The following is a 24,087-nucleotide window of genomic DNA, read 5'->3' as shown; positions in this document are numbered from 1 at the left end:
CATCCTTTTTCTTATGTTCTATTCTTCGTTTTTGCTGATTTTTTGCAGCAGGAAATGTAGTTGCTCTACTTCTTCATCGGTTAAATGGCCCACAAGGCTTTTATTAAATTCATCTAAGATGGACTGTAAAACTGGGAAGAAATTGATGGCTTTTGGGGTAGGATATAGAAGGTGAGAGCGTCGATCATTAGGATCGTCTTTGCGCTCGATATATCCCGAGTTCTCTAATTGCTTCACAGAACGTGCTGTAGTTGCTTTATCGAACTTCAATTCGGCAGTTAACTGATCCTGAGTAATGCCTGGCCGAGAGAGAATCAATTTAAGAAAGCTATGCTGTCCACCACTACCGATTCCATAGGGGACAAATTGCTTAACCAGTTTCTTTTGATTTTGACGGTGAAGATGGGAAATTAGCTTCCCGATAGGCTCTCTTGCCAATATAGACACCTCTTTGGGTTATATGTTCGTTCATTTGTTGCCTTGAAATAAAGTGTACAATAAAGTCGTTGCGCACGCAACTAAATTGTTGTACACTGGGTATGGCGAGTTTGGTTGCGTGCGCAACTAAACAGTGATTATTAATATTTAATGAGGTGTTAGTTATGAGTTCTGTAAGTGCAACCTATCAGGAGGATAAAGAAATTCAGAAGAAGCGCTGGATGATCTTAATTGTTCTGAATATTTTTACGTTTATGTCCACCCTTGATGGTAGTATTGTCAATATTGCTCTGCCTGAGCTATCCAAACAACTGAAGCTGCCCATGGCGCAAATCGAATGGGTAACAACAGGATATTTAATGGCGATCTGTGCGGCGATCCTTTTCTTCGGCAAGCTTGGAGATATCGTAGGAAAGATTCGAATTTTTAAGATTGGCACGATTGTATTTGTTATTGGATCTATGCTGTGTGGGCTTAGTGTAAGCTTACCAGCCTTAATTGCTTCACGCGTTGTTCAAGCCTTAGGTGCTTCGATGACCATGGCGAACAGTCAGGGAATTGTTACGGATATCTTTCCTGCCACGGAGCGTGGCAAAGCCCTTGGTTTCATTGGTACATTCGTGTCTCTGGGAAGTATAGCTGGTCCAAGTCTAGGCGGGATTATGGTTTCCACCTTAGGCTGGGAGTATATCTTTTGGGTAAACGTCCCTATTGGCCTGATCGCTATATTTTTTGGCTGGAAGGTATTGCCTAAGGATTTAACGAGAGTGAAATCTTCGATTGATGTGCCGGGCAGTTTACTGTTCGCTGTCTTTATTATTACTTTGTTCGCAGGATTATTACTAGGTCAACAGCTTGGATATGGTAACAGCTTAATTGTTACATCAATAATTGTTGCTGTAGTCAGCTTCGTTGCTTTCATATGGATGGAGCTTCGCAGAAAAGAACCGCTGTTGCAGCTGTCATTATTTAAGAATCCGTTGTTTTCTTTAAGTATCTTATGTGGTTTTCTCGTATTTACAGCGAATTTCTGCTTCAATATTATCGCGCCGTTTTATGCACAGAACATGCTTAATTTATCGCCATTCTATGCAGGCTTTTTGTTAATGCTGCTGCCGATATGTATGGTAGTCGTGGCTCCAATGAGTGGAGCGCTATCGGATAAAATAGGCTCGGAATTTTTGACTTTTGCAGGGCTGGTGGTCATGGTTATTGCGCAGTTCGGATTAGCACAGCTTCATGTAGGAAGCTCTGTTGTGCTGGTAGGTGTGTGGATCGCTATGCTGGGGATAGGAAGTGGTCTATTTCAATCGCCGAACAATTCGCTTGTCATGTCTAAGGTACCAAGAACACAGCTTGGTTCTGCGGGTAGTGTCAATTCGTTAGTTCGTAATGTTGGTATGGTTGTCGGCATAACAATTGCTACTACAATACTTTTTCAAGTGATGAGCAGTAAAGCCGGCTATAGGGTGACAGGGCTAGTTCCTGGTCGGCCAGAGTTATTTATCGAGGGCATGCATGTAGTGTTTGTAACCTCGGCATCGATATGTCTAGTGGCTGCTTTATTAACTGGCTGGAGATTGGTGAGTGCAAGAAGTGCCAAAGTGCAGTCATCTGAAAGATAACATAAAATGAAAAAGATCCTTCTGGCGCTACGGCTAAGAAGGATCTTCTTTGTGATGAAACTGTAAGGCTTCCTTAACGGCTTGCAAGTATTGATATTGATAACGTACATCCGGTTCTAGGTAGGCCCCTTCAGCCCATTCATTCCAGGCGTTGATATAAATATATTCACTTTTGAACATTTTTTTGGCGCGCTCAATTTGTCGTGAAAGGTATTGGCCGAATTTTTGAGGATTAGCGCCTAAGGTGCTTTGTCCGGCAGGGCCTTTACGTGGTGTGTTATCCCAGTTGACAAAGGCTCCCGGATATATGATCTCTCCGTCTCTATGGGGTGTCCGCTCCAACATGGATTCCCATAACTCATCATAATCAATTACGATATGCCTCTGATCCTCCACCTGCTTTGAGCTCCATAAATGCTTAACTCCGCCATGTGCGAATGTGTAATGCGGCTCAAATTCCAGACTGGCATCGAATCCTTGCTCTTTCTTTAGGGGGAAACCGCCCAGTGTCCGGACCAGATGAAGTCCTTTAAGTCCGTTCTGCAGAGCCAATTCGCGCCAATATTGAAGCATTTCTTCACAGTGCGGGATACTAGCAGACCGATAAATGATAAAGACAGGCTTATCCTCCACCCGGATATAACGATCATCTTTGAAGGCTTCCAGCAAAGCAAAAAAGTGCATTCGCCAATCCCGTTCTTCTCCGTATTCCTGTGGCATCAGGACATCCTCTTCGGTACCATCCCAGCTACGTGTCCAAGGTTCGTTAGCCCAAGAAAGGCAAAAGGGGAAGTCAGGCTCTTTGCTCGCAAGAATCTGCTGAACCGGTTGTTCCAGTAGCCGCCTGCCATTAAACCAATAGTGATAATAACAAAAACCGTAAATGCCATGAGCCCTTGCCGTCTCTGCCTGCCATTGTTTCACTTTAGGATCCGTTAAATCATAGTAGTAATTATTTAATGGCTTCTTGGGCTGATCATGTTCAGGATAAAGGGCTGCAGCCTTCCTGACATTTGTCCATTCTGTAAAACCCTCACCCCACCAGGAATCGTTCTCTGAGATCTGATGAAACTGAGGCAATACAAAAGCAATGCATTTCAAGTCAGGTCACCCCCTATGGTTCCTTGAATATTTTTCTCAGCAGTAACTTTCCTTGCTGGATATAAGAATGGTTATATTTAAGTTCCTTTAGGGCACGAGAGGCAGAAATTCTTCTTTCTTCACTATGTGAAAAATAGTGCTTAAAGCTATCGGAGAGCTCTTTGAAGTTCTGGAAACGAATGAGATCTTCTTCTGCAATTCGGTAATTATGAAGATGGGGATGATCCTCCACTAACTGAAATACACCGCAAGCGGTGACCTCCATGATCTGCTGCACAGAACCAGTGCAATTGATGACGATTTTTGCTCCATTATAATAGCTGGACATATCTTTACTATGGGTGATATCAATGAAATTTCTGGGGGGTTCCCAACCACGCCCGGCGATCATTACCTTAAGGCCTTGAAGTAGGTCTGAATACGCAAACGTGTAAAGCACACTATCGATTTGAAAATCGCCAAGAATGAGTACGTCACTCTGATAACAGTCCTCCACACGTCTTGGATAATAGAGATCCGTATCCGCAGCATATGGGAGAAAGCTGGAATGTTTGCCCCATAAACCCTGATAATAGATCAGATTAGCTATGTTCTGTGTGAAAATATAATCGAACAACAATGCCAGATTACGTTCTGTTGGAGTAAGACAAGCGGCATCTGCCATCCATACCGCTTTGGGAACGTTGGAAGCTTTCAGAGCAGGGAGGTTCTCCTCCGGAAATAGGGTCTCCGATCCTAGAGCTAATATTAGATCAGGTTGAAAATGAGCTAAATATTCCTCCAGATTATGCTGGAATTTAATAGCAAGTACTTCTTTGACCAAATGCCTTAGTTGATCCTTAAAAAGTCGTACATTAGGCATTTTATCACTTGCCACTGTAGGAACCAGCAGCAATATTCTTAATTGCTTGAGTTCCCGTTGCAAAGGCTCTGCTCTATAAGAGTTCATCTCTAGGATGAGGTTATGGTGTTGCGATGGATTAACTTGGCTGATGGTGACTTCGTGACTTGAAGGCCTTTCAGGAGTGAGCCTATTAGCTGTCTTCTTCATAATTCCTCCTGTATTCTGTGGAGCCAGTCGTCCGCTCTAGCACCGAGTCTTGCTAATCATTATATGTGTAGGGGGTTATTTTGACTTTAGGTATAAGACCATTAATCAGAGTCTCGAAGATAAAAAGCGGATTTAGTGAAAGCTGTATATCTATCTATGACAGGGCTGGCTTGTTTAACATAAGATATACTATAAAACCTGAAAGGGATGATCGCCTTGCCAACCTTCGATAGCGTTCTAGTTACAGGAAGTCAGACCATTCAAAATGATCTGCACGTTAATGGAAATGAGACTATCGATTCGAATCTGCATTTGAATGGTAGTCAGACTATAATGGGAAGCCTAAATGTGAACGGCAGTGAATCCATACTCGGTCATCTGGGGGTAACCGGTGAAATTAGCGGGGCAGGCACCATCAGAGTTGCAACCCGGTTGATCGCTACGAACCAAGCAACATTGCCACCAGGCGCTCCTACCAGCCTGCAACAGGTTCGATACTTTTCTGTAGGTGCTGTAGGTCAGACTGGTCTCGTGCTGAAGGGCACAGATGGAAATGATTATGTATTATTTATCGATTTGACTGGCGGAACACCTAATATCGGCATCCAACGGGCTTAATCAAGGTAAACTAACATGCTCAGCATCCGATTAATAAAAAAACAGCAAGTCTCCTATGTACAAATAGGGACTTGCTGTTTGAGGTTTCTGTTAATTCTTAAAGCTATGAATTGGAGCAGGGATTCGTCCGCCACGATTAACGAAGTTCGCGCAATTGAAGCCATTCACTGCCATAACTGGTGCATATCCGAGCAGGCCGCCAAATTCGACCATTTCACCAACGTCCTTGCCGATTACTGGAATCACGCGAACCGCAGTGGTTTTGTTATTCACCATGCCGATTGCAGCTTCATCCGCGATGATGCCGGAAATGGTCTCCTTGGTGGTGCTTCCGGGGATAGCGATCATATCCAGTCCCACGGAACACACACAGGTCATAGCTTCCAGCTTCTCTAGTGTAAGGGCACCCCGCTGAACCGCTTGAATCATGCCGTGATCTTCACTGACTGGAATAAAGGCTCCACTAAGTCCACCTACATAGGAGGAGGCCATCACGCCACCTTTTTTAACATTGTCATTTAGGATTGCCAGAGCAGCAGTTGTTCCCGGAGCCCCAGCTTCCTCCAGACCCATGACTTGAAAGATTTCGGCAATGGAATCTCCGATTTCTGGAGTAGGAGCTAAGGATAGATCGATAATCCCAAAAGGAACATTCATCCGTTTGGAAGCCTCTTGAGCAACTAGCTGACCGACACGTGTGACTTTGAAGGCTGTCCGTTTAATGGTTTCACATAAGGTTTCAAAATCCTGCCCTCTAACCTCTTCAAGCGCACGTTTGATTACCCCAGGACCGCTGACGCCAACGTTGATGACACATTCCCGTTCACCAACCCCGTGAAATGCTCCGGCCATAAAAGGGTTGTCCTCAACGGCATTACAGAAAACTACCAGCTTGGCGCAGCCGATGGAATCCCGATCCTTGGTGCGTTCCGCAGTTTGGATAATGATGTCGCCCATTAATTTCACAGCATCCATGTTGATTCCACTTCTGGAGGAACCGACATTGACCGAGGAGCAGACTCTTTCAGTGACTGCCAATGCTTCAGGAATACTGTCAATCAAAATACGATCGCCTTTGGTGCAGCCTTTTTGTACAAGTGCAGAGAAGCCGCCGATAAAGTTAACGCCTACCTCTTTTGCAGCCTTGTCCAGGATTTCAGCAACAGGTACATAGGTATCTGTCTTCACCGCACCAGCGGCAATAGCGATGGGTGTGACAGAAATCCGTTTGTTAACGATAGGAACCCCAAATTGTCTTTCCAGATCTTCACCCGTCTTTACGAGCTTTTCAGCGGATCTGGTGATTTTGTCATATACATTTTGATTAAAGGTGCGCATATCCGTGTGGGCACAATCCATGAGGCTGATCCCCATCGTTATGGTACGCACATCCAGATTCATTTCACGAATCATCTTATTCGTTTCTTGTACTTCCACTAGTGATATCATGGTCAGCCATCCTCCTAGATTCGGTGCATAATATTAAAAATATCCTCATGCTGAAGCTTGATTTCCACGCCAATCGATTCGCCAAGCAAATGTAATTCCTCTACAATATTCTCAAAAGCTTTAGTTGAGCTAGAAATGTCTACAATCATCATCATGTTAAAATAATCTTGAACAATCGTCTGCGAAATATCCAGAATGTTCAAATTGTGTTCGGCTAGATATGTACATACTTTAGCGATAATCCCTACTTTATCTTTTCCTAATACAGTAATAATCCCCTTCATGAATACAGCCTCCCTTTGTATTTGTTGATTTCACCGTGTATACGGAATGAACCATTCCAACTATTATTGCAAATGATGAAACAAGCTTCAACCAAAGGTTTTTTGTCAGTTTGATTAAATATTTGTTTTGGCAGCTGAAATTATAGAAAATTCATTTGACAGCCTATAAAAAATGTGATGAACTGAGAGTTTGATATGATAGTCTGAAGGAGTAAATATGACTACACAAAAATATAAAGACATGGTTGAGCAAAGAACGAAGATGACCCTCCAGGAATGGACGGAACAGGCGGAAGTGAAGGAAAAGGACATTTATCGTTTTTTGCATAATTTAAAAGGCACTGCTGGAACTGTCGGATTACCAGATGTCGAACAATTTGCCGAGGATACGCTGCCCTATTTCATGGAAAGCAGTCTTAAGAGTTGGTCAGTCGAGGAATGGGGGGATTATTTATATCCACTGATTCCATTGTTTAATGTCCATTCATTGGCAGCTTCAAGCTCTGTCAAAGCATTGGATAAAAAGGGACCTGCTGAGACGCTCACGCAGAATGATATTCTTCTTATCGACGATGATGTAGAGTTAGTTGCTTATCTGAAAGAGTCGTTGGAGAGGCAGAATTACTATGTAAGCATTGCCTTATCTGCTGAACGGGGACTCAAAATCTTTTATGAAACGAAACCAGATCTCATTCTGCTGGATATTCTTTTACCGGATAAAAGCGGGATTGAGGTGTTGAACCAAATTATCGGCAAGGCTAAAAAAGAACGAATTCCCATTATCATTATAAGTGGGGAGTACTCCAAAGCTACCCAAATGCAGGCGTATTCGCTGGGGGTGATGGATTTTTTGCCGAAGCCTGTAGATATTGATTTATTTCTGGTATTGATCAAAAATCGCTTTCAGCTCAAAAGAGAATGGCAGGAGTCCATCATCGTGGATGATTTGACCGGCGCATTCAATCGCAAACACTTCAATCAAGTCATGAAGCAGCTGATTGGTGATTTTAAGCGGACCAACCGCGTATTTTCGTTAGCGCTGATTGATTTGGATTATTTTAAAAACGTTAATGATACATATGGTCACCTAATCGGAGACGAAGTGCTGCAGGGCTTTTCCGAGCTTGTGAAGAATTCCATCCGTCTGGAGGATACCTTTTGCCGTTATGGGGGAGAAGAGTTTGCAGTGTTCTTACCTCACACGGATGCGGAATCTGCAATGTTGGTTATACAACGTATTCAAGAGCGGTTTGCGGCGACTGACTTTTTTGCGAAAAATGAAATCTTTCATGTGACTATCTCTAGCGGGATTTCTGAGGTAACAGATGCCGAGAATATAGCCGATAAATTGATTGAGGAAGCAGATCAGGCTCTTTATGCTAGTAAGCATGCTGGAAGGAATCAGACAACGCTTTATTCGGACCATTTATCCACTACTAAAAAGCATTCGGTTCTGAATGTGATTGTTGTGGATGACGATACGCTAATTCGGAGAATTGTGACCAGTCAGTTCGCCATTTGGGAGCCGGAGAATATTGCTGAGGTGAAGGTTAGCAGCTATGCGAATGGGCTTGATTTCCTGCAATCGGATTGGTATGCCGTGGATGAGAAGTATATTATTTTGCTGGATGGTGTGATGCCTGATCTGGATGGAGTAGAAGTTCTGGAAAGAATCCGCAAAACGTATCCGGAAGTAAATATATTAGTGATCATGTTGACGGGAAGGAATAATCAGGCGGATATTGTACATGCCCTGCAGATGGGTGCCGATGATTATGTAGTCAAACCGGTCCATATGCCTGAGTTATTGTCGAGGATAGAGCGGTTGGCTCATAGATTTTTGTTCTAATTGGGTTCTGAATATGTTGTGAGCACCAGGAGAGATCTAAAGCGGAGGGAACTAGGCAGCTATGCAAAAGGTAATGGTAGTGGATGATGAAGAAGTATTACGAATGTTAATCGTAGACACCTTAGAAGATTTGGAAGACGTGGAGATCCACACTGCCGAGAACGGATTAGAGGCGCTTTCAAAATTGTCACAGGATCATTATGATTTGGTGATATTGGATTATATGATGCCTGAAATGACAGGGATTGAAGTCCTAGGCCAACTGGATGATGAGAAAAAGAAGGCTACAGCTATTTTAATGTTAACAGCCAAAGCCCAAGATGTAGATCGTCTTCGAGCGGTAGATGCAGGCGCACGTTATTTTATGCCAAAACCTTTTAGTCCGATGGAACTCTTGCAGATTGTGGAGGGGATCCTAAGTGACAAAGGGTAGCAGCTCTAATCACAGTATTAAAAATAGATATTTTCGTATCATTGCCTTGGTTTTTTCGTTAATCATTCTTATGGGATCTGTATTTTTGTTTTTCATAAACAATGAGCAGAATAAATTAAGTAGAGACCGTGAAGTTCTGCAAAATAAGGCGGACACGATTAACGAATTGGCGACTGCGTTAAATGAGGTTTTTTTCCGAGCGAGGGGATTCAGCGCACTTAAGAGTGACAATGAATTAGAGCTCTTAAACTTAGGACTTGTTAACTTTGATAAGATTCTGGATACCTATTCTAATCTCAATTTATCTCCGGAAGAAGCCTTGTTTAGAGATGGTTTGAAAGCATTTTATGTTCAGTACAAAACTAAAGTTTTGCCGGAAGCGATTCGGTTTGTCGAGGCAGACGATTATGTGTCTTTGAGAGCTCTATCCGCAGATGGAAACACGAAATCAGTAAATGATTTTTTAATGTATACAAAAGAGTACAAGCAACGATCCGATGCCGCATTAAATACTATGGCTATGGATTACATCAAACGTGCCAATGAGTTTACCTTTATCGCATTCTTTTTCAGCACGATTATTCTGCTAATCTTCACCTTTATGATCTGGCGGATTCTGAAGAACCTAATAGATCCTATTCTGAAGCTGGAAGGGGCAACCCATTCCCTGGCTGCAGGAGAAGAAATTCTTCTGGGCAAGCTTAAGAATCAAGATGAAATTGGCCGACTTTATGATGCTTTTCTAAATATGGCTAGAAGTATTCAAGATAAAGAAGAAGAATTGATGATGCAGAATGAAGAGCTGCATGCGCAGCAGGATGAACTTCAGGATCAGCAATATAGGCTGCAGCGCTCGCTTAGTGAAATTGAGAGTATGATGAAAGCCTTGGATCAATCGTCTGCGGTAGGGATCCTTACTGCTAAAGGTGTCTTTACCTACGCGAATGATAATTTAAGTGGATATACCCGCTATAAAAAGTCTGAGATTATCGGTTACACCTATAAGTTATTTGAACTTTATAATCTCTCTGATGAGGGTTATCAGAAAATCTTTAACAAATTAAATACAGGCGGAGTGTGGAACAATGAGCTGCAGATTCTAGCCAAAGACGGATTGCCCATCTGGCTGCATCTGACGATTGTGCCGTACCTGAATGAAGAGGGTGTGATTTATCAATACATCCTTATTGCGAACGATATCACCTCAATGAAAAGCGTGCAGCAGGAGCTAGCCGAAACGTTAAAAAACACAGAACAGACCAAGATGATGCTAGAGCTAAATAATCAGCTGAATCATGATATTACTTATACTTTGGATAAACATGAATTTGCTGATAAGTTTATTGAGTTTATGCATCGCCTGTATGCCTTTGATTCGAGTTTCTTCCTGCTTGTGAAAGATAATATCGCGGCTGTGAAAGGCATTCCCCAGGAGAATGTGGAGCGTTATCTTGATCATGAGAATAATGAGATGTTATATCGCTTGCAAGCGGAAAAAACGTACCTAATCAAGCGCCTGGCCACACAATCAGAGCAAGGGATTTCTGCGAGTGAGGTCTATGTTTACGACTTCTACACTACTGTTGTGAACGCAGAGGATGAGATTCTTGCAGTGTTCTGTGGCAGCCGGATTGGTCATTCCTTCAGCAAAGAAGAGATTAATGAGGTTCAAGGGATGATGAACCGCGTAGCGCTGGCGATTGAACGTTTATTCATGTATGAAGAGATTGAACATGGACGAAAGCTGAATCGGGACATCGTAAATAATGTGAACGAGGGCATACAATTTGTGAATACAGAAGGTATGCTCCTGCAGATGAATAAAGCGTTGAGCAACATTTTTAATTATGAGTGGACAGAAGGAGCTTTGATTCCCCGTCAGAAATGGATGGATTATTTCATTGAGCACTCGAATGAGAATCATGAACTTCGGATGTTTTTTGAAAAAGCGATTGCTGAGGATGCTCTGGAATCGAGCAGCATGCAATACTCCATTGGAACTGAATCGATGAAGCATATTGATGTGTATGCGATCCCTGTATTCCGTCGCGAACTGCGTATTGGTACATTGTTTGTCTACAGAGATATCACTAGAGAATATGAGCTGGACCTTATGAAATCTGATCTTGTCAGTACGGTAAGTCATGAGCTAAGAACACCGCTATCGAGTGTACTTGGTTTCACAGAACTGTTATTATCTAAGACCATGAAGCCTGAGAAGCAGCTTAAATATCTGGAGACGATTCATAAAGAAGCTAAACGACTGACGGAGCTCATTAATGATTTTCTTGATTTGCAGAGAATGGAGTCAGGTAAGCAGCAATATATCACGGAGCATTTGAATCTCAGTGAAATTGTATTAGGCGTAATTGATCAATATAAACTGAGCAGTACCCATCATGTACTCCTAGTGGATGAGGCTTTGAATGCGGATGTTGACGTGGACAAGGATAAGATTGTCCAAGTTCTGACGAATCTGTTAAGTAATGCGATTAAATTCTCGCCTGATAACAATGAAGTTAAAGTACTGCTGCATAACGAGTCGGATAGAATTATTGTACGTATCCAGGATAATGGTCTTGGCATTCCTAAGGATCAAATAGGACAGCTATTCCAAAAATTCAGAAGAGTGGATAATAGCGCCTCTAAAAGAATTGGAGGAACAGGACTCGGGCTTGCCATCTGTAAGGAGATTATTGAGAAGCAAAAGGGAAATATCGGTATAGATTCCGTTGAAGGAGAGGGCACTACCGTCTGGTTTAGCCTCCCTATCCTCCATGCGGAAGCGAGCCGGCAACAGGATGAGCTTAATAAATGGAGCACCGATAAAGAGCTCAAGCCTAATGTGATGATCGTTGAAGATGATTACAGTCTATCGTTGCTTTTATCAGAAGAGCTTAAAGGGAAGGGCTTCCGTGTTACCCATCATTACCATCCACAGCAAGCTTTTGATCAGGCCTTGAAAACACCATTTGTGGCGATTGTGGTAGATTTGATGTTGGGTGAAGAACTGGATGGCTGGGATTTGATCCGAATGCTTAAAGAAGATCCAAGAACTGGAAATATACCTATCGTTATTTCTTCTGCTCTGGATCAATCGGATAAGAATCAATTAAACGATGTAATTCAAAAATATTTAACTAAACCTTATCCACCCGGCGAGCTGTCGAATACGCTTGAGGAGATAGTGAAGATTAAGACGGGGAGCGGCGAGGTGTTATTTCCCGAAAGTAAGCAAAAATTATAGCTTTTATTTATCACAATATTTTATAAATAGTATCACTTTTTATAATGAAACCGATCAAAACAGGTTAAATCATACTGTTTTGATCGGTTTTTAAGTACTTTATAGATGATTTTTCAATAAAATACAATTATTAGGGTAAATCGACATCATTGATCGTTTACAATTATTGTGATAGCCTGATTTCATGAGGTACGGATCATCAGAAGATTTCATGTTTAGGAGAGGTGGATATTGTTGCAACTACAGGTAACGAACAGTCCTTTTAACGAGAGCCAAGTCGAGCTACTCAATCGTCTTCTACCATCCTTAACGGAGACACAGCAAATATGGCTTAGCGGTTATTTGTCAGCCATGGGCTTTACTACTGCACCATCGGCAAGTGCCGGGGTTCAAGCAGTACAATCAAATACGATAGGAAATGTGGAAGGTAGTGCCGTTAGTCAACCTGCAGCTTCACGTGAAGTGACCGTGTTGTTTGGGTCCCAGACAGGGAACTGCCAACGGCTGGCTGGGAGCTTGTCCCGCAAGCTGGAGGAGCAAGGATTTCAGGTCACACTCACTGCGATGAACAGCTTTAAGCCTAATGCGCTTAAGAAGGTTGAGAACCTCCTATTGCTGGTCAGTACACACGGTGAAGGCGAGCCGCCAGATAATGCACGGATGTTCCATGAATTTCTCTATAGCAAAAGAGCTCCTCAATTAGAGAATCTGAAGTTCTCAGTGCTGGCACTGGGGGATACCTCCTATGAATTCTTTTGTCAGACCGGCAAGGACTTCGATCAGCGGCTTGAGGAACTTGGCGGCAAGCGGTTAAGTCCGCGTGTGGATTGTGATCTTGATTATGATGATTCGGTTACCGAGTGGTTTGAAGGCGTCATTAGTGCCTTAAATGCACATTTAAATGCTCCGGCCATTGCGGCAAAAGCGGTTCAAGCTGCGGAAGACGCAGATTCTCAGGAGCCTTTGTATACCCGCAACAATCCTTTTAAAGCGGAAGTATTAGAGAATCTAAATCTGAACGGACGTGGTTCCGACCGGGAGACCCGCCATTTGGAGCTATCCCTAGAAGGTTCTAACATACAATTTGAGCCAGGGGATGCGCTGGGTGTCTATCCGGAGAATCATCCTGAATTGGTAGACGCTATTATTCATACTATGGGCTGGAATCCTAATGATATTGTTCCATTTAATAAAAAAGGGGAAGACGGCACCTTACGTGAGGCCCTTCTTCACCACTATGAAATCACTGTATTGACCAAACCGTTACTTGAACAAGCGGCGAAGTTATCTTCTTCTAACCAATTAAGTGATCTATTGTCGCCAGAACGTGCGCAACAGCTTAAGGAATATATTCAAGGCCGCGATCTGCTCGATTTAGTTCAGGACTTCTCTCCATGGGAGGGTTCGGCCAGTAGCTTTGTGACTATTTTGCGCAAGCTTCCGGCACGACTCTATTCAATTGCCAGCAGTTATAAAGCTAATCCAGATGAGGTTCATTTAACGGTTAGAGCTGTACGTTATGAGGCACATGGCCGTGAGCGTTATGGGGTCTGCTCGGTACATTGTGCTGAAAGAGTCCAGCCGGGAGATACGTTGCCCATCTACATTCAACATAATCCGAACTTTAAGCTTCCGACGAATCCTGATGCACCGATCATTATGATTGGACCGGGCACAGGTGTAGCACCCTTCCGCTCTTTCCTGGAGGAACGTGGCGAGCTTGGGGCGGAAGGTAAATCATGGCTGTTCTACGGAGATCGGCATTTTGTGACGGACTTCCTCTATCAGACGGACTGGCAGAGAATGCTTAAAGACGGCTTGTTAACTAAGCTGGATGTTGCTTTCTCCCGTGATACCGAAGAGAAAGTATATGTTCAGCATCGCATTCTGGAAAAGAGCCGCGAGGTCTACGAATGGCTGCAAGCGGGAGCTCATATTTACATTTGCGGAGACGAGAAGCATATGGCACATGATGTTCATTCTGCTCTGATTACTGTCATCCAGCATGAGGGTGGTTTGAGTCCTGAAGAAGCGGCAGCTTATTTGGATAATATGCAGCAGGCGCAGCGCTACCAACGTGATGTTTACTAATGGATAGAGGAAAGTTATCGAATGACTTCGGGGGGAGATAACAACAATGGCAAACAATGAAAAGGTTAAGCCGATCGGCGGGCCTCCAAGCGATGTTGAGCACATTAAGCAAGAGAGTAACTATCTGCGGGGCGCGCTTGTTGAGACATTAAGCAATCCGATTACCGGAGGCTTGCCGGAAGATGATAATCGGCTGCTGAAATTTCACGGAAGCTATATGCAGGACGATCGGGATTTACGCAACGAGCGCGAACGGCAAAAGCTGGAGCCTGCATTCCAGTTCATGCTTCGTGTAGTTGCCCCAGGCGGGGTAGCGACACCAGAGCAGTGGCTAGTGATGGATGATCTGGCACAAAAATACGGCAATGGAACCTTACGTCTGACTACCAGACAGGCGTTTCAAATGCATGGGGTACTCAAATGGAATCTTAAGAAAACCATTCGCAGCATTAATGATACGCTGATGACGACGCTGGCAGCTTGCGGCGATGTTAACCGTAACGTAATGAGTAATCCGAATCCTTACCAGTCAGAGGTGCATGCAGAGGTCTACGAATGGGCGCGCAAAGTAAGTGATCACTTATCACCACGTACGCCTGCTTACCATGAAATCTGGTTGGACGGTGAGAAGGTAGTAGATAGCTTAGGCGAACGTGCGGAAGTAGAACCGATCTATGGACCGGTATATTTACCGCGTAAATTCAAGATTGGTCTAGCGGTGCCTCCTTCTAATGATGTGGATGTATTCTCGCAAGATCTGGGTTTTATCGCTATTCTGGAAAATGAGAAGCTAGTCGGCTTCAACGTTTCTGTAGGCGGCGGTATGGGGATGACTCATGGCGATACCAGTACTTATCCTCAGTTGGGACGTATAATTGGTTTTTGCCGTCCGGAACAGTTGATTGATGTGGCAGAAAAGACCGTAACGATCCAGCGGGATTATGGTAATCGTTCTGTCCGCAAAAATGCACGGTTCAAATATACAATTGACCGCCATGGTCTGGATTGGTTCGTAGACGAACTGCATGAAAGACTCGGATGGCAGCTTGAAGCAGCACGTGATTATCATTTTGATCACAACGGAGACCGTTACGGCTGGGTGAAGGGGACCAACGGAAAATGGAATCTGACACTTTATATCCAAAGCGGACGGATTCATGACCAAGAAGGATACACCTTGATGAGTGGCTTGCGGGAGATTGCTAAGATTCATACTGGAGATTTCCGGCTAACGCCGAATCAGAATCTAACGATTGCCAACGTCACTACTGCCAAAAAACGCAAAGTAGCTGAGCTGGCTAAACAGCATGGACTAACAGATGGAGCACATCTTTCTGCATTGCGGCGCAGCTCCATGTCCTGTGTAGCACTGCCAACCTGCGGACTTGCGATGGCTGAAGCGGAACGGTACCTGCCTTCGTTGATAGATAAGCTGGAGCTTGTTATAGATAAGGCTGGTTTGCGTGACGAGGAAATTGTGATCCGAATGACCGGCTGCCCTAATGGATGTGCTAGACCGGCGCTGGGTGAAATCTCGTTTATCGGCAAGGCTCCTGGCAGATACAATATGTATTTAGGAGCAGGCTTTACGGGTGATCGCCTCAATAAAATGTATAAAGAAAACATAGATGAGAAGGAGATCCTAGAGACGCTTGAACCTATTCTTCACCGATATGCCAAAGAACGTCAACAAGGCGAGCATTTTGGAGATTTCGTGATCCGTGCAGACTATGTTAAAGCCGTTACCTCTGGACTTAATTTCCATGACTAAATGAAAGTAGATTTAAAAAATGTCCCGGGGCCAGTTGATGGCTGCCGGGATTTTTGTGGTTTGGTCGTAGTTAGATGCGCGAGGTGTCGTGTCGTACACATAATGCTCCAGAGGTAAAGAACGGTAGGTGAGCGCAGACGAATAGAAGATGAGTAGTAGATGAGTAGTAGATGAGGGGCAGATGAGCGCAGACGAGTAGCAGATGAGTATTAGATGAGCGATAGTAGAGCAGTAGATGAGCAGTAGATGAGCGCAACGAGCGGCAGTAGACTAACAAGGTGACGGACTCAGGAGCCCTTATTTCCTGAAATCTTGCCAATTTGCCGAGTGTTCGGACACCAGCGCCGTTAAGGGTATGAAAAGAGGCTGAAATAGGCCTTTTTCAGAGGAATAAGGTCTCTCCAGTCCGAAAGTTGCTCAAAACGGCTTAAATCGCACAAATAGCGTCATCTGAGTCCGAAAATCACAACAAAGCGCTCAAAAGGTAAAGAACGGCAGATGAGCAGCAGATGAGCGAGATGAGTAGTAGATGAGCAGCAGATGAGCGCAACGAGCGGCAGTAGACTAACAAGGTGACGGACTCAGGAGCCCTTATTTCCTGAAATCTTGCCAATTTGCCGAGTATTCGGACACCAGCGCCGTTATGGGGATGAAAAGAGGCCGAAATAGGCCTTTTTCAGAGGAATAGCGGCTCTCCAGTCCGAAAGTTGCTCAAAACGGCTTAAATCGCAAAAATAGCGTCATCTGAGTCCGAAAATCACAACAAAGCGCTCAAAAGGTAAAGAACGGCAGATGAGCGCAGACGAGCGGTAGTAGACTAACATTAGAGTAGTGAAAGGGTCATATTAGATAGTGGGACAGAGTGAAATTAGCGCAGTAGGAGCAATTGTAGAGTAATACGCAGAACAGCAGGAGCAATAGTGAAGTAACGCAGAACAGCCAAATAAAAGAGAAGCAACCGACTAGCGGAACAATAGACGAGCGACAGTAGACTAACATCAGAGTGGTGAAAGGGTCGAATTACATCGATAGTAAAATAACATTAGATGGTGAAAGAGTAAAATTAGATTAGATCAGTAGGAGCAATAGTGGAGTAGTACGCAGAACAGCCAAACAAAAGAGCAGCAAACGACTAGCGGAACAATAGACGAGCAGCAGTAAACTATCATCAAAGTAGTAACAGTCCAGCGGTAGACTAACATCAGAGTAGTAACAGTCCGGCAGCAGGCTAACAGCAGTAGATCACCGTTGACTGACAAATCTAGCAGCAGCCTTCATTTGATCTACAATAATCTAGTAAGATCCCAACATCTGCGCTACAACAGATTCAATTTAAAAACCAGCAAGTCTCCAATTCCGGGAGGCTCGCTGGTTTATGTTTTTAAGGAGCGATACCGGAGATCAGTACATCGTTTTGATACAGGGTTACTTTGTTCCAAGTGCTGAAGGAAACTTTGGTTGGATCGAACGAATAGTCATTTGCTTCATTGAAGTTAGACCAGTCGCTTTTGTGCACGCGTAATTGGATTTCTCCTGATTGTCCACCGGCAGGTATGGAGCCCGCGCTAGCATTGAAAGTAAGCTCAACGTAAGAGTCGGCGTTCGTCCCACTTGTGGACCCGAGGGCAACCGATATATTAGAAGCACCGACCTGCGCCCAATCGATTACTCCATTGAGAGAGGTGCTTCCATCTTTAGTAAAGTAATAACGAATTTTCAGTCCATTTAAATTGACTGCCGTTGTTCCGTTGTTATAGATGTTGAAGTAGGGCTTGATTGAGTTATCAGTAGCATTGGTATCTGCTGCACGGTAGTAAAGTGCCAGATTACTGGTTGGCGAGCCGGTAGGAGTGGCTGTAGGTGTTACTGTAGGTGTAGGTGTAGGTGTTGACGTAGGTGTAGCTGTTGGTGTTGGTGTTGGTGTTGGCGTAGGTGTAGCTGTTGGTGTTGGTGTTACTGTAGGTGTAGGTGTAGGTGTAGGAGTAGTGCCACCATCCGGCACAGGTTGGTAACCAGGTGTTGTGTAAATTTTATTAAGCACGGAGGTTGCTAAGGTTCCGTTTGCTCCATTAACGACTGTATTTCCCCAGTTGCTGAGTGTTCCTGCTGGACCGCTGGCTAGATCCAGATATTCAACGCCTCCGCCATTACCATACCAGGACCAGGCGAGCCAGCCCACCTTTTTTTCCTTCGTGTAGCTCATAATGGTGGCTTCATCGACATCTCCACCCGTGTGCTTGTCACCGAATTCGCCGATAATCACAGGGGCTCCAATAGCCAAGGCACTATCGATATTACTCTTAACTGTAGCAGCATTACCTCCAGCATATTCGTACATATGAATTGAGAAAATAGTGTTTTTTAAGGTATCTGAATTAAATACAGCCTGACCACTAGTGAAGATAGATTGTGGGTATTGACCCCATCCCGCTGCATCTACAACTAAAGTGTTCTTAATGCCCGCATTTCTTAACGCAGGAATTGCCGCTTGGTATCCACTAGCCCATGTTGCAGTGTTCCAAGAACCGTACCATTCATTAGCAATATTCACAATGACACGATCTTCTTTACCGATCAAAGCATCCTTGATGCTGATCCAATAGTTTACTGCAGCGTTAAGATCAGAGGTGTTGTCTGAGCCCGTAGCATCATGCACTTCCAGCATGGCAATCATTTTATACTGATCACAAAGCTTAAGAATATTTTGGACATCAGCTAAAGTATCGAGAGACCACTTGCTGCCATTAGAAAGTACAATTCTGACGGTATTGGAGCCAGTCGCTGCGATGGCCGGTATTGCAGTAGCCAGATCGTTTTTGTACCAAGTGTGTGCATGATTCACCCCACGCATTACAAAAGGACTGCCAGTAGCATCGTATAAAGTGGTACCGCTTACATAAAAACCTTTAACAGAAGTGTTTGCTGCCGCTGCCTGCTGTTGAGGTAAAGAAATAGAAAGAGTAAGGATACTAATTAATACTAACAAACTGATTTTCCGGAACGAAAAATGCTTTCTGAATTTCATCAACATTTCCTCCTTAATCAAATAGGGTTGCTTCTTTGATTATGCGTATCCTCCAGGTGGTTGCAGTAAATGCACTCAATTACAGGCATGTATCACCTCCTCAGTTATTTTGAATATAACATATAAAGGAATTTTTAGGAATAATAAATAATTTAACGATAACAATAACTTTATGTTTTATTAGAAAGATAAGAGAAATTGCTGATAAGGCACTCGTCTTTCATCTAACATTCTCATAAGAAATGATGTTATTTTTAGATTCAGGAAGGAAAATATAATTTTTTTTGCCTAATGATTTGGATTTCTCGCGATTTTCTTTCATAATATAAAGGGTAAACTAAATACAAAAGAAGGACCGTTGCCCGAGAGCGATGTGTTCTGTACAGAAGAGGCGATATTATGATTATCATGAAAACGATGGAAGAGATCGAAAAAATGCGTGCGGCGGGAAAAATTCTCGCTGAATGTCATCGTCAAATTGCGCAAATTTTGCAGCCTGGTATTACGACCTGGGAAATTGATGAATTTGCAGAAAAATTTATATTGTCTCAAGGAGCTACTCCTGAGCAAAAAGGATATAATGGGTACCCGTACGCAACCTGTGCATCTGTAAATGATGTAATATGCCACGGATTCCCGAAAAAAGAGCCGCTAAAAGACGGGGATATCGTAACCATTGACATGGTTGTTAACTTAAACGGCTGGTTGGCAGATTCGGCCTGGTCTTACGGGATTGGCAATATTAGTGAACAGTCGACCAAACTTCTAGACACTACTAAGGAATCTTTATTCCGTGGAATCGAGCAGGCGGTTGCAGGCAACCGTATTGGCGATGTTGCGCATGCCATCCAAGTTTATGCAGAGTCTAACGGGTTTTCTGTAGTGCGTGATTTTATTGGCCACGGGATCGGTTCAGAAATGCATGAAGCTCCGGAAGTACCTCACTATGGTCCAGCAGGGAGAGGGCCTCGTCTTAAAGAGGGGATGGTATTTACCATTGAGCCCATGCTGAACACAGGCAGTTACAGAACAAAAATTGATGCGGATGGTTGGACTGCGCGTACCATTGACGGCGGATTGTCAGCACAATATGAGCATACTTTAGCGATTACCCCACAAGGAACGATTATCCTGACTGAACTGTAATTTTGATGAAAAATAAAATGACCAGTCTCCGTAATGGAGATTGGTCATTTTTTATTAATCTGTAATGTTGCGAGTGTAATATTCAATGATATCTTTTCTCCTAATAATTCCAACAAATACACCCTCATTATCAATCACAGGAACGAAATTCTGATCCGCAGCAAGCGTCAGCATATCCTCCATTTCTGCATTAATGAGAACACTTTCGTTATGAACATGCTTTTGGATGTCGCTTACTGGAACTTCCCCTATATTGTCAAAGGTTAAATCTGCTGTGTTTTTCAGCTTCCACAATAGATCACCCTCCGAAAGTGTTCCTACATATTTTCCTTCATTATCAATAATAGGGATAGCCGTGTAATGGTGCTGTTCTAATTGTTCTAAGGCTTCCAGCATGGATAGTGAGTTAGTGATATAGGCGACTTGATCTTTTGGCAACAAAAAAGAGGATATTTCCATCGGCATGAACTCCTTTGTATTATGTTATTTTTTGATTAGGCTACTTTTATTTAAACATACTTTTGGAATGGATAGAATTTTAAATTTTCACCCCTTGAATTATAGGTAATAAGTCCTATTGAATAGAGGTCGTATTTTGTCGATTAAAGATATATTATCCTAGAGTGGAGTTGTTCAGATGGCATTGTATCGAAGGCTTTCATTAACGTTTAAATTTGTTATGGTGGTAAGTTTAGTAATTATTGTGATCTTTTTCTTTAGTTTAGTCGCAAACCTGGCTAATCTGCGTAGTGTGAGCATATCCAACGGTGAACTTCAGGCAGAGGTCGCAGGAAAAAGTTATGCGGAGACCATTCAGAATAGAATGATAGACATTCAGTCGACGGGTGAAGCGCTCGCTGAAGTACTCCTTGAATCAAGAGAACGTCAAACCTTGGACCGTGAAGATGTTGTTTCTACAATGAAAACTATGCTTGAGCACAGACCAGAAATTTTTGGGATGAGCATATTATGGGAACCCAATGCTTTTGATCAGAACGATCAGGCTAATATAAATAAGATGCCATATGATGATGGTACGGGGCGTTTTATTCCTTATGTCTTTAGAAATCAAGGTGCAATAAAGGTTGAACCCTTAAAGAATTATGATGTAGAAGGTGCGGGTGATTATTACCTTTTACCAAAAAAAGAGAAAAAACCGGTATATATTGAACCCTACTCCTATGAGACGACTGGTGGAGCTATAGAGATGATTTCGGTCATGCTGCCAATTTTGGATAAAACGGGTGCATTTCTGGGGACTGTAGGGTTCGATGTTTCGTTAACCCAATTGCAGGAAGAAGCCGTTAACTATAAACCTCTGGGAGGTTATGTTTCTTTAATCACTGCTAATGGCAAATATGCAGCCAACCCAAATGATCCTCAAAGTGTACTCAAAGAATTCGGTGATACAGAAGATAAAACAGTACTGTGGAAGCGTGTGAAGAATGGGGAGGCCAAACTGGGATACACGATAAATTCCAAGGGAGAAGACGTGCTGCGGACTTTTGTTCCGATACCAATGCCTGGAAGTGACCAGGTCTGGTACACACAGACAGCGATCTCTAAGGATGTTATCATGGCTGATTATGAACAAGCTAAAACAGAATTTTTTATCATTATGATTATTGGGATTTTGATTTTAGCTGTTATTGTTGGTCTTCAACTATGGTTGATGGTAGTTAAACCGCTTCGCTTGTTATCTGAGAAATTGCAGCTGATGTCTCAGGGGGATTTGACTCAAAGCCTGCAGGTTCGAAATGATGATGAATTCGGGAAAATGGCTACACATTTTAATCATATGACCCATAAGCTTCGAGAAATGTTTGGACTTGTCGCTGATCTATCAATGTCCGTGGGAGCTACCTCTGAAGAGCTGACAGCTAACGCTGAGCAGACTGGGAAAGCTGCTGAACAAATTGCTGTGGCAATTGGACGAGTAGCCGAAGGAGCGCAGCTGCAGAATGATTATGCGGGTGATTCTTCAATGGCGATGAGCGAGCTGAATGTTGGAGTGCAACGGATCGCTGACTCTTCGTCATCGGTGTCTGCGTCTGCAGATGAAGTTACCGATCAGACGAAAAAGGGCAGTGCGCAGCTGCAAATGGCAGTGAATCAAATGTCGGAGTTAAAGCTGTCTGTAGATGAGACGAGTCTGGCGATTGAACGTTTAGGCGAACGATCTGCTCAGATCAGCGGGATTATCGGCTTGATTTCGAACATAAGTAAACAGACCAATCTGTTGGCACTAAATGCGGCTATTGAGGCGTCCAGAGTGGGTGAACATGGCCGAGGTTTTGCGGTGGTGGCCTCAGAAATTCGCATGCTGGCAGATCAGACTAAAAAAGCTGCCGAACAAGTTACTGCTTTGGTTGAAGATGTGGTGCAAGATACTAATCAAGCTTCACAAGCGATGGCTGTCGGCAATGAAAAAGTAATTCTTGGTGTGCAGAGTGTATCTGATAGTGATCTTTTATTTACGTCGATTCTGACAGAGATGACACAGGTAACCGATCAGATCCAAGAGGTCTCAGCAGCTGCACAGCAGATGACCGCGGGAACGGAGCAAATTTCAGTTACCGTTAAACAATTAGCCGATCTTGCTTCGGAAGCTTCCTCTGACTCCCAAAGTGTAGCAGCAGCCTCTGAGGAGCAGCTTGCTTCTATGGAAGAGATCTCAGCCTCGTCGGAGTCACTAAGCTCAATGGTGCAAGACCTGTTGGATAAATTATCTTACTTTAAAATTTAGATTCCCTTTTCAAATATAGAGAAGGGCTGGCACCTAAAACTATGAAAATGACTGCTGTGTCGAAAGCAGATGCTTAGTCACTGGAAAATACGCTTAGTAACCTGCTAACGGACACAGTGGTCCTTAAAAGTACGATTATCCGATATTTGGTATGTTATCGGACTCCAGTGCAGCTATTGGACCGAAAAATGCTTATTATGAGCCTCTTTCCAAGGAATAGCGTCACTGGAGTCCGAAATCTAGCGGTAAAGAATTAAAACATGTAAATAACGTCTACCGAGTCCGAAAGCCCCGTAGGATAATGAATGTGTAGTCGTAGCAGGCCGCGAATGACCAAAAAACGCCGAACAGCGATTCTTCGATAACAGAAGAATCGCTGTTTTGTTGATTTTAGGATTTTGAAAGTGAGGAGGTCAGTCTCCGCTCGTAGAATCAATTATGGCACAGCTCCTTCTTACCTCCCATTTTCTTCATAATGCAGTAGAGTATCTATTTGGTGTTAGCTGTGTTATAATCAATCTATCGAAAGTATTTACCTGGCGAATTCACATAGCGTAGAGGGTTATTCTTTAGACGTTAATAACCTTGTACCATATGTGAATTTTTATTTTTTTAGAGATTTTGCAAGAGATTTTTTGAGGATAAGAATAACATGTAAATAAAAATAAGGTGGTAATTATATTATGCAAACAGGAACAGTGAAATGGTTTAACGCAGACAAAGGTTTTGGTTTTATCGAGGTTGAAGGTGGAGAAGATGTATTCGTACATTTCAGCGCTATTACTGGTGACGGATTCAAGTCCCTGGATGAAGGACAACGTGTAGAATTTAACGTAGTTCAAGGTAATCGTGGTCAACAAGCTGAGAATGTTGTAAAACTGTAAGTAGTAAAATGAATCCCCAAACGTATCGTTTGGGGATTTTTTTATAGAAAGGTGGCGGATGTAAATGCAGGTGTTTGAAGACTGGAATTTAAAAGTTAAGAAAACCTTTAACGCTACAAGTAACAAAGAAGTATTGACGGTGTCTGAAGCGGGAAGCTTGCTCGGGCTGTCTAAAGACCAAATGAAAAGTTATGTAGATCAGCATAAGTTGACTAAAGTTCCGATCATGAGAAGTGTCGTCAGATATCTTTTACTGAAGAGTGAGATCGATATGATTGTGAAAAAAACCTAAGATCATCATTAATAAATAGGGTAGACCAATCCTTGAA

The 24,087-nt window shown here is 43.2% G+C and carries 18 protein-coding genes; 11 read left to right on the top strand and 7 right to left on the bottom strand.

Annotated elements, in window-relative coordinates; genetic code table 11:
• Positions 1-18: 18 nt before the first annotated feature.
• The gene (locus tag NST25_RS20410) at positions 19-438 is read right to left on the bottom strand and encodes a MarR family winged helix-turn-helix transcriptional regulator (protein WP_076309285.1); all 420 of its coding nucleotides are present in this window, start codon (positions 436-438) and stop codon (positions 19-21) included.
• A 164-nt stretch (positions 439-602) separates the two neighbouring features.
• Here NST25_RS20410 and NST25_RS20405 point away from each other — a divergent pair, with 164 nt between their 5' ends.
• The gene (locus NST25_RS20405; protein WP_076190510.1) at positions 603-2,063 is read left to right on the top strand and encodes an MFS transporter; all 1,461 of its coding nucleotides are present in this window, start codon (positions 603-605) and stop codon (positions 2,061-2,063) included.
• 33 nt (positions 2,064-2,096) lie between these two features.
• Here NST25_RS20405 and NST25_RS20400 read toward each other — a convergent pair whose 3' ends face one another.
• Together NST25_RS20400 and NST25_RS20395 are read right to left on the bottom strand one after the other, a co-directional pair.
• Complete coding sequence (locus tag NST25_RS20400) at positions 2,097-3,164, bottom strand: glycoside hydrolase family 99-like domain-containing protein (protein ID WP_076190512.1); 1,068 nt, start codon at positions 3,162-3,164, stop codon at positions 2,097-2,099.
• Between the two features lie 13 nt (positions 3,165-3,177).
• The gene (locus NST25_RS20395; RefSeq protein ID WP_340392378.1) at positions 3,178-4,215 is read right to left on the bottom strand and encodes a glycosyltransferase; all 1,038 of its coding nucleotides are present in this window, start codon (positions 4,213-4,215) and stop codon (positions 3,178-3,180) included.
• A 207-nt stretch (positions 4,216-4,422) separates the two neighbouring features.
• Here NST25_RS20395 and NST25_RS20390 point away from each other — a divergent pair, with 207 nt between their 5' ends.
• Positions 4,423-4,833, top strand: a complete 411-nt coding sequence (locus tag NST25_RS20390) for a hypothetical protein (protein WP_340392376.1) — start codon at positions 4,423-4,425, stop codon at positions 4,831-4,833.
• Between the two features lie 90 nt (positions 4,834-4,923).
• Here NST25_RS20390 and NST25_RS20385 read toward each other — a convergent pair whose 3' ends face one another.
• Positions 4,924-6,279 (bottom strand): PFL family protein, encoded by a 1,356-nt coding sequence (locus tag NST25_RS20385; protein ID WP_248548616.1) that lies wholly within the window; start codon positions 6,277-6,279, stop codon positions 4,924-4,926.
• Positions 6,280-6,296: 17 nt separating this feature from the next.
• On the bottom strand, positions 6,297-6,566 hold the full coding sequence (locus tag NST25_RS20380; protein WP_036685776.1) for an ACT domain-containing protein: 270 nt from the start codon (positions 6,564-6,566) through the stop codon (positions 6,297-6,299).
• 217 nt (positions 6,567-6,783) lie between these two features.
• Between NST25_RS20380 and NST25_RS20375 the strand changes: the two genes are divergently transcribed.
• The 5 genes from NST25_RS20375 to cysI all read left to right on the top strand — a co-directional run bounded on the left by NST25_RS20375 (position 6,784) and on the right by cysI (position 15,957).
• Positions 6,784-8,415, top strand: coding sequence for a diguanylate cyclase (locus NST25_RS20375; protein WP_076130764.1), 1,632 nt, complete (start codon positions 6,784-6,786; stop codon positions 8,413-8,415).
• Positions 8,416-8,476: 61 nt separating this feature from the next.
• A complete protein-coding gene (locus NST25_RS20370; protein ID WP_076130763.1) occupies positions 8,477-8,848 on the top strand; it encodes a response regulator in 372 nt (123 codons plus the stop codon).
• The gene (locus NST25_RS20365) at positions 8,835-12,095 is read left to right on the top strand and encodes an ATP-binding protein (protein ID WP_076278762.1); all 3,261 of its coding nucleotides are present in this window, start codon (positions 8,835-8,837) and stop codon (positions 12,093-12,095) included. The genes NST25_RS20370 and NST25_RS20365 overlap by 14 nt, the downstream gene beginning before the upstream one ends.
• A gap of 234 nt (positions 12,096-12,329) precedes the next feature.
• The gene (locus tag NST25_RS20360) at positions 12,330-14,186 is read left to right on the top strand and encodes an assimilatory sulfite reductase (NADPH) flavoprotein subunit (protein ID WP_340394443.1); all 1,857 of its coding nucleotides are present in this window, start codon (positions 12,330-12,332) and stop codon (positions 14,184-14,186) included.
• Between the two features lie 46 nt (positions 14,187-14,232).
• Entirely contained in the window at positions 14,233-15,957 is a 1,725-nt protein-coding gene (gene cysI / locus NST25_RS20355; RefSeq protein WP_076281461.1) for an assimilatory sulfite reductase (NADPH) hemoprotein subunit, read from the top strand.
• A 1,381-nt stretch (positions 15,958-17,338) separates the two neighbouring features.
• Here cysI and NST25_RS20350 read toward each other — a convergent pair.
• Entirely contained in the window at positions 17,339-18,982 is a 1,644-nt protein-coding gene (locus NST25_RS20350) for a cellulase family glycosylhydrolase (RefSeq protein WP_339187768.1), read from the bottom strand.
• A gap of 399 nt (positions 18,983-19,381) precedes the next feature.
• Here NST25_RS20350 and map point away from each other — a divergent pair, with 399 nt between their 5' ends.
• A complete protein-coding gene (gene map / locus NST25_RS20345) occupies positions 19,382-20,128 on the top strand; it encodes a type I methionyl aminopeptidase (protein WP_076278759.1) in 747 nt (248 codons plus the stop codon).
• A 54-nt stretch (positions 20,129-20,182) separates the two neighbouring features.
• Here the strand turns inward: map and NST25_RS20340 are convergent, their stop codons facing one another.
• Positions 20,183-20,587 carry a CBS domain-containing protein gene (locus NST25_RS20340; protein WP_038572361.1) on the bottom strand — a complete coding sequence of 135 codons (405 nt, stop codon included), beginning with the start codon at positions 20,585-20,587 and terminating at the stop codon, positions 20,183-20,185.
• Positions 20,588-20,765: 178 nt separating this feature from the next.
• On the opposite strand from NST25_RS20340, the gene NST25_RS20335 reads away from it, so the two are divergent.
• The 3 genes from NST25_RS20335 (at position 20,766) to NST25_RS20325 (ending at position 24,050) form a co-directional block, all read left to right on the top strand.
• Entirely contained in the window at positions 20,766-22,874 is a 2,109-nt protein-coding gene (locus NST25_RS20335; protein WP_339168704.1) for a methyl-accepting chemotaxis protein, read from the top strand.
• 683 nt (positions 22,875-23,557) lie between these two features.
• Complete coding sequence (locus tag NST25_RS20330) at positions 23,558-23,758, top strand: cold-shock protein (protein WP_036685790.1); 201 nt, start codon at positions 23,558-23,560, stop codon at positions 23,756-23,758.
• A gap of 64 nt (positions 23,759-23,822) precedes the next feature.
• The gene (locus NST25_RS20325) at positions 23,823-24,050 is read left to right on the top strand and encodes a hypothetical protein (protein ID WP_038572358.1); all 228 of its coding nucleotides are present in this window, start codon (positions 23,823-23,825) and stop codon (positions 24,048-24,050) included.
• The last annotated feature ends 37 nt before the right edge of the window (positions 24,051-24,087 follow it).

Source organism: Paenibacillus sp. FSL E2-0190 (genome assembly GCF_037992965.1).
Classification (GTDB): Bacteria; Bacillota; Bacilli; order Paenibacillales; family Paenibacillaceae; genus Paenibacillus_AQ; species Paenibacillus_AQ odorifer.
This window is presented reverse-complemented; position numbering and strand designations above follow the sequence as displayed.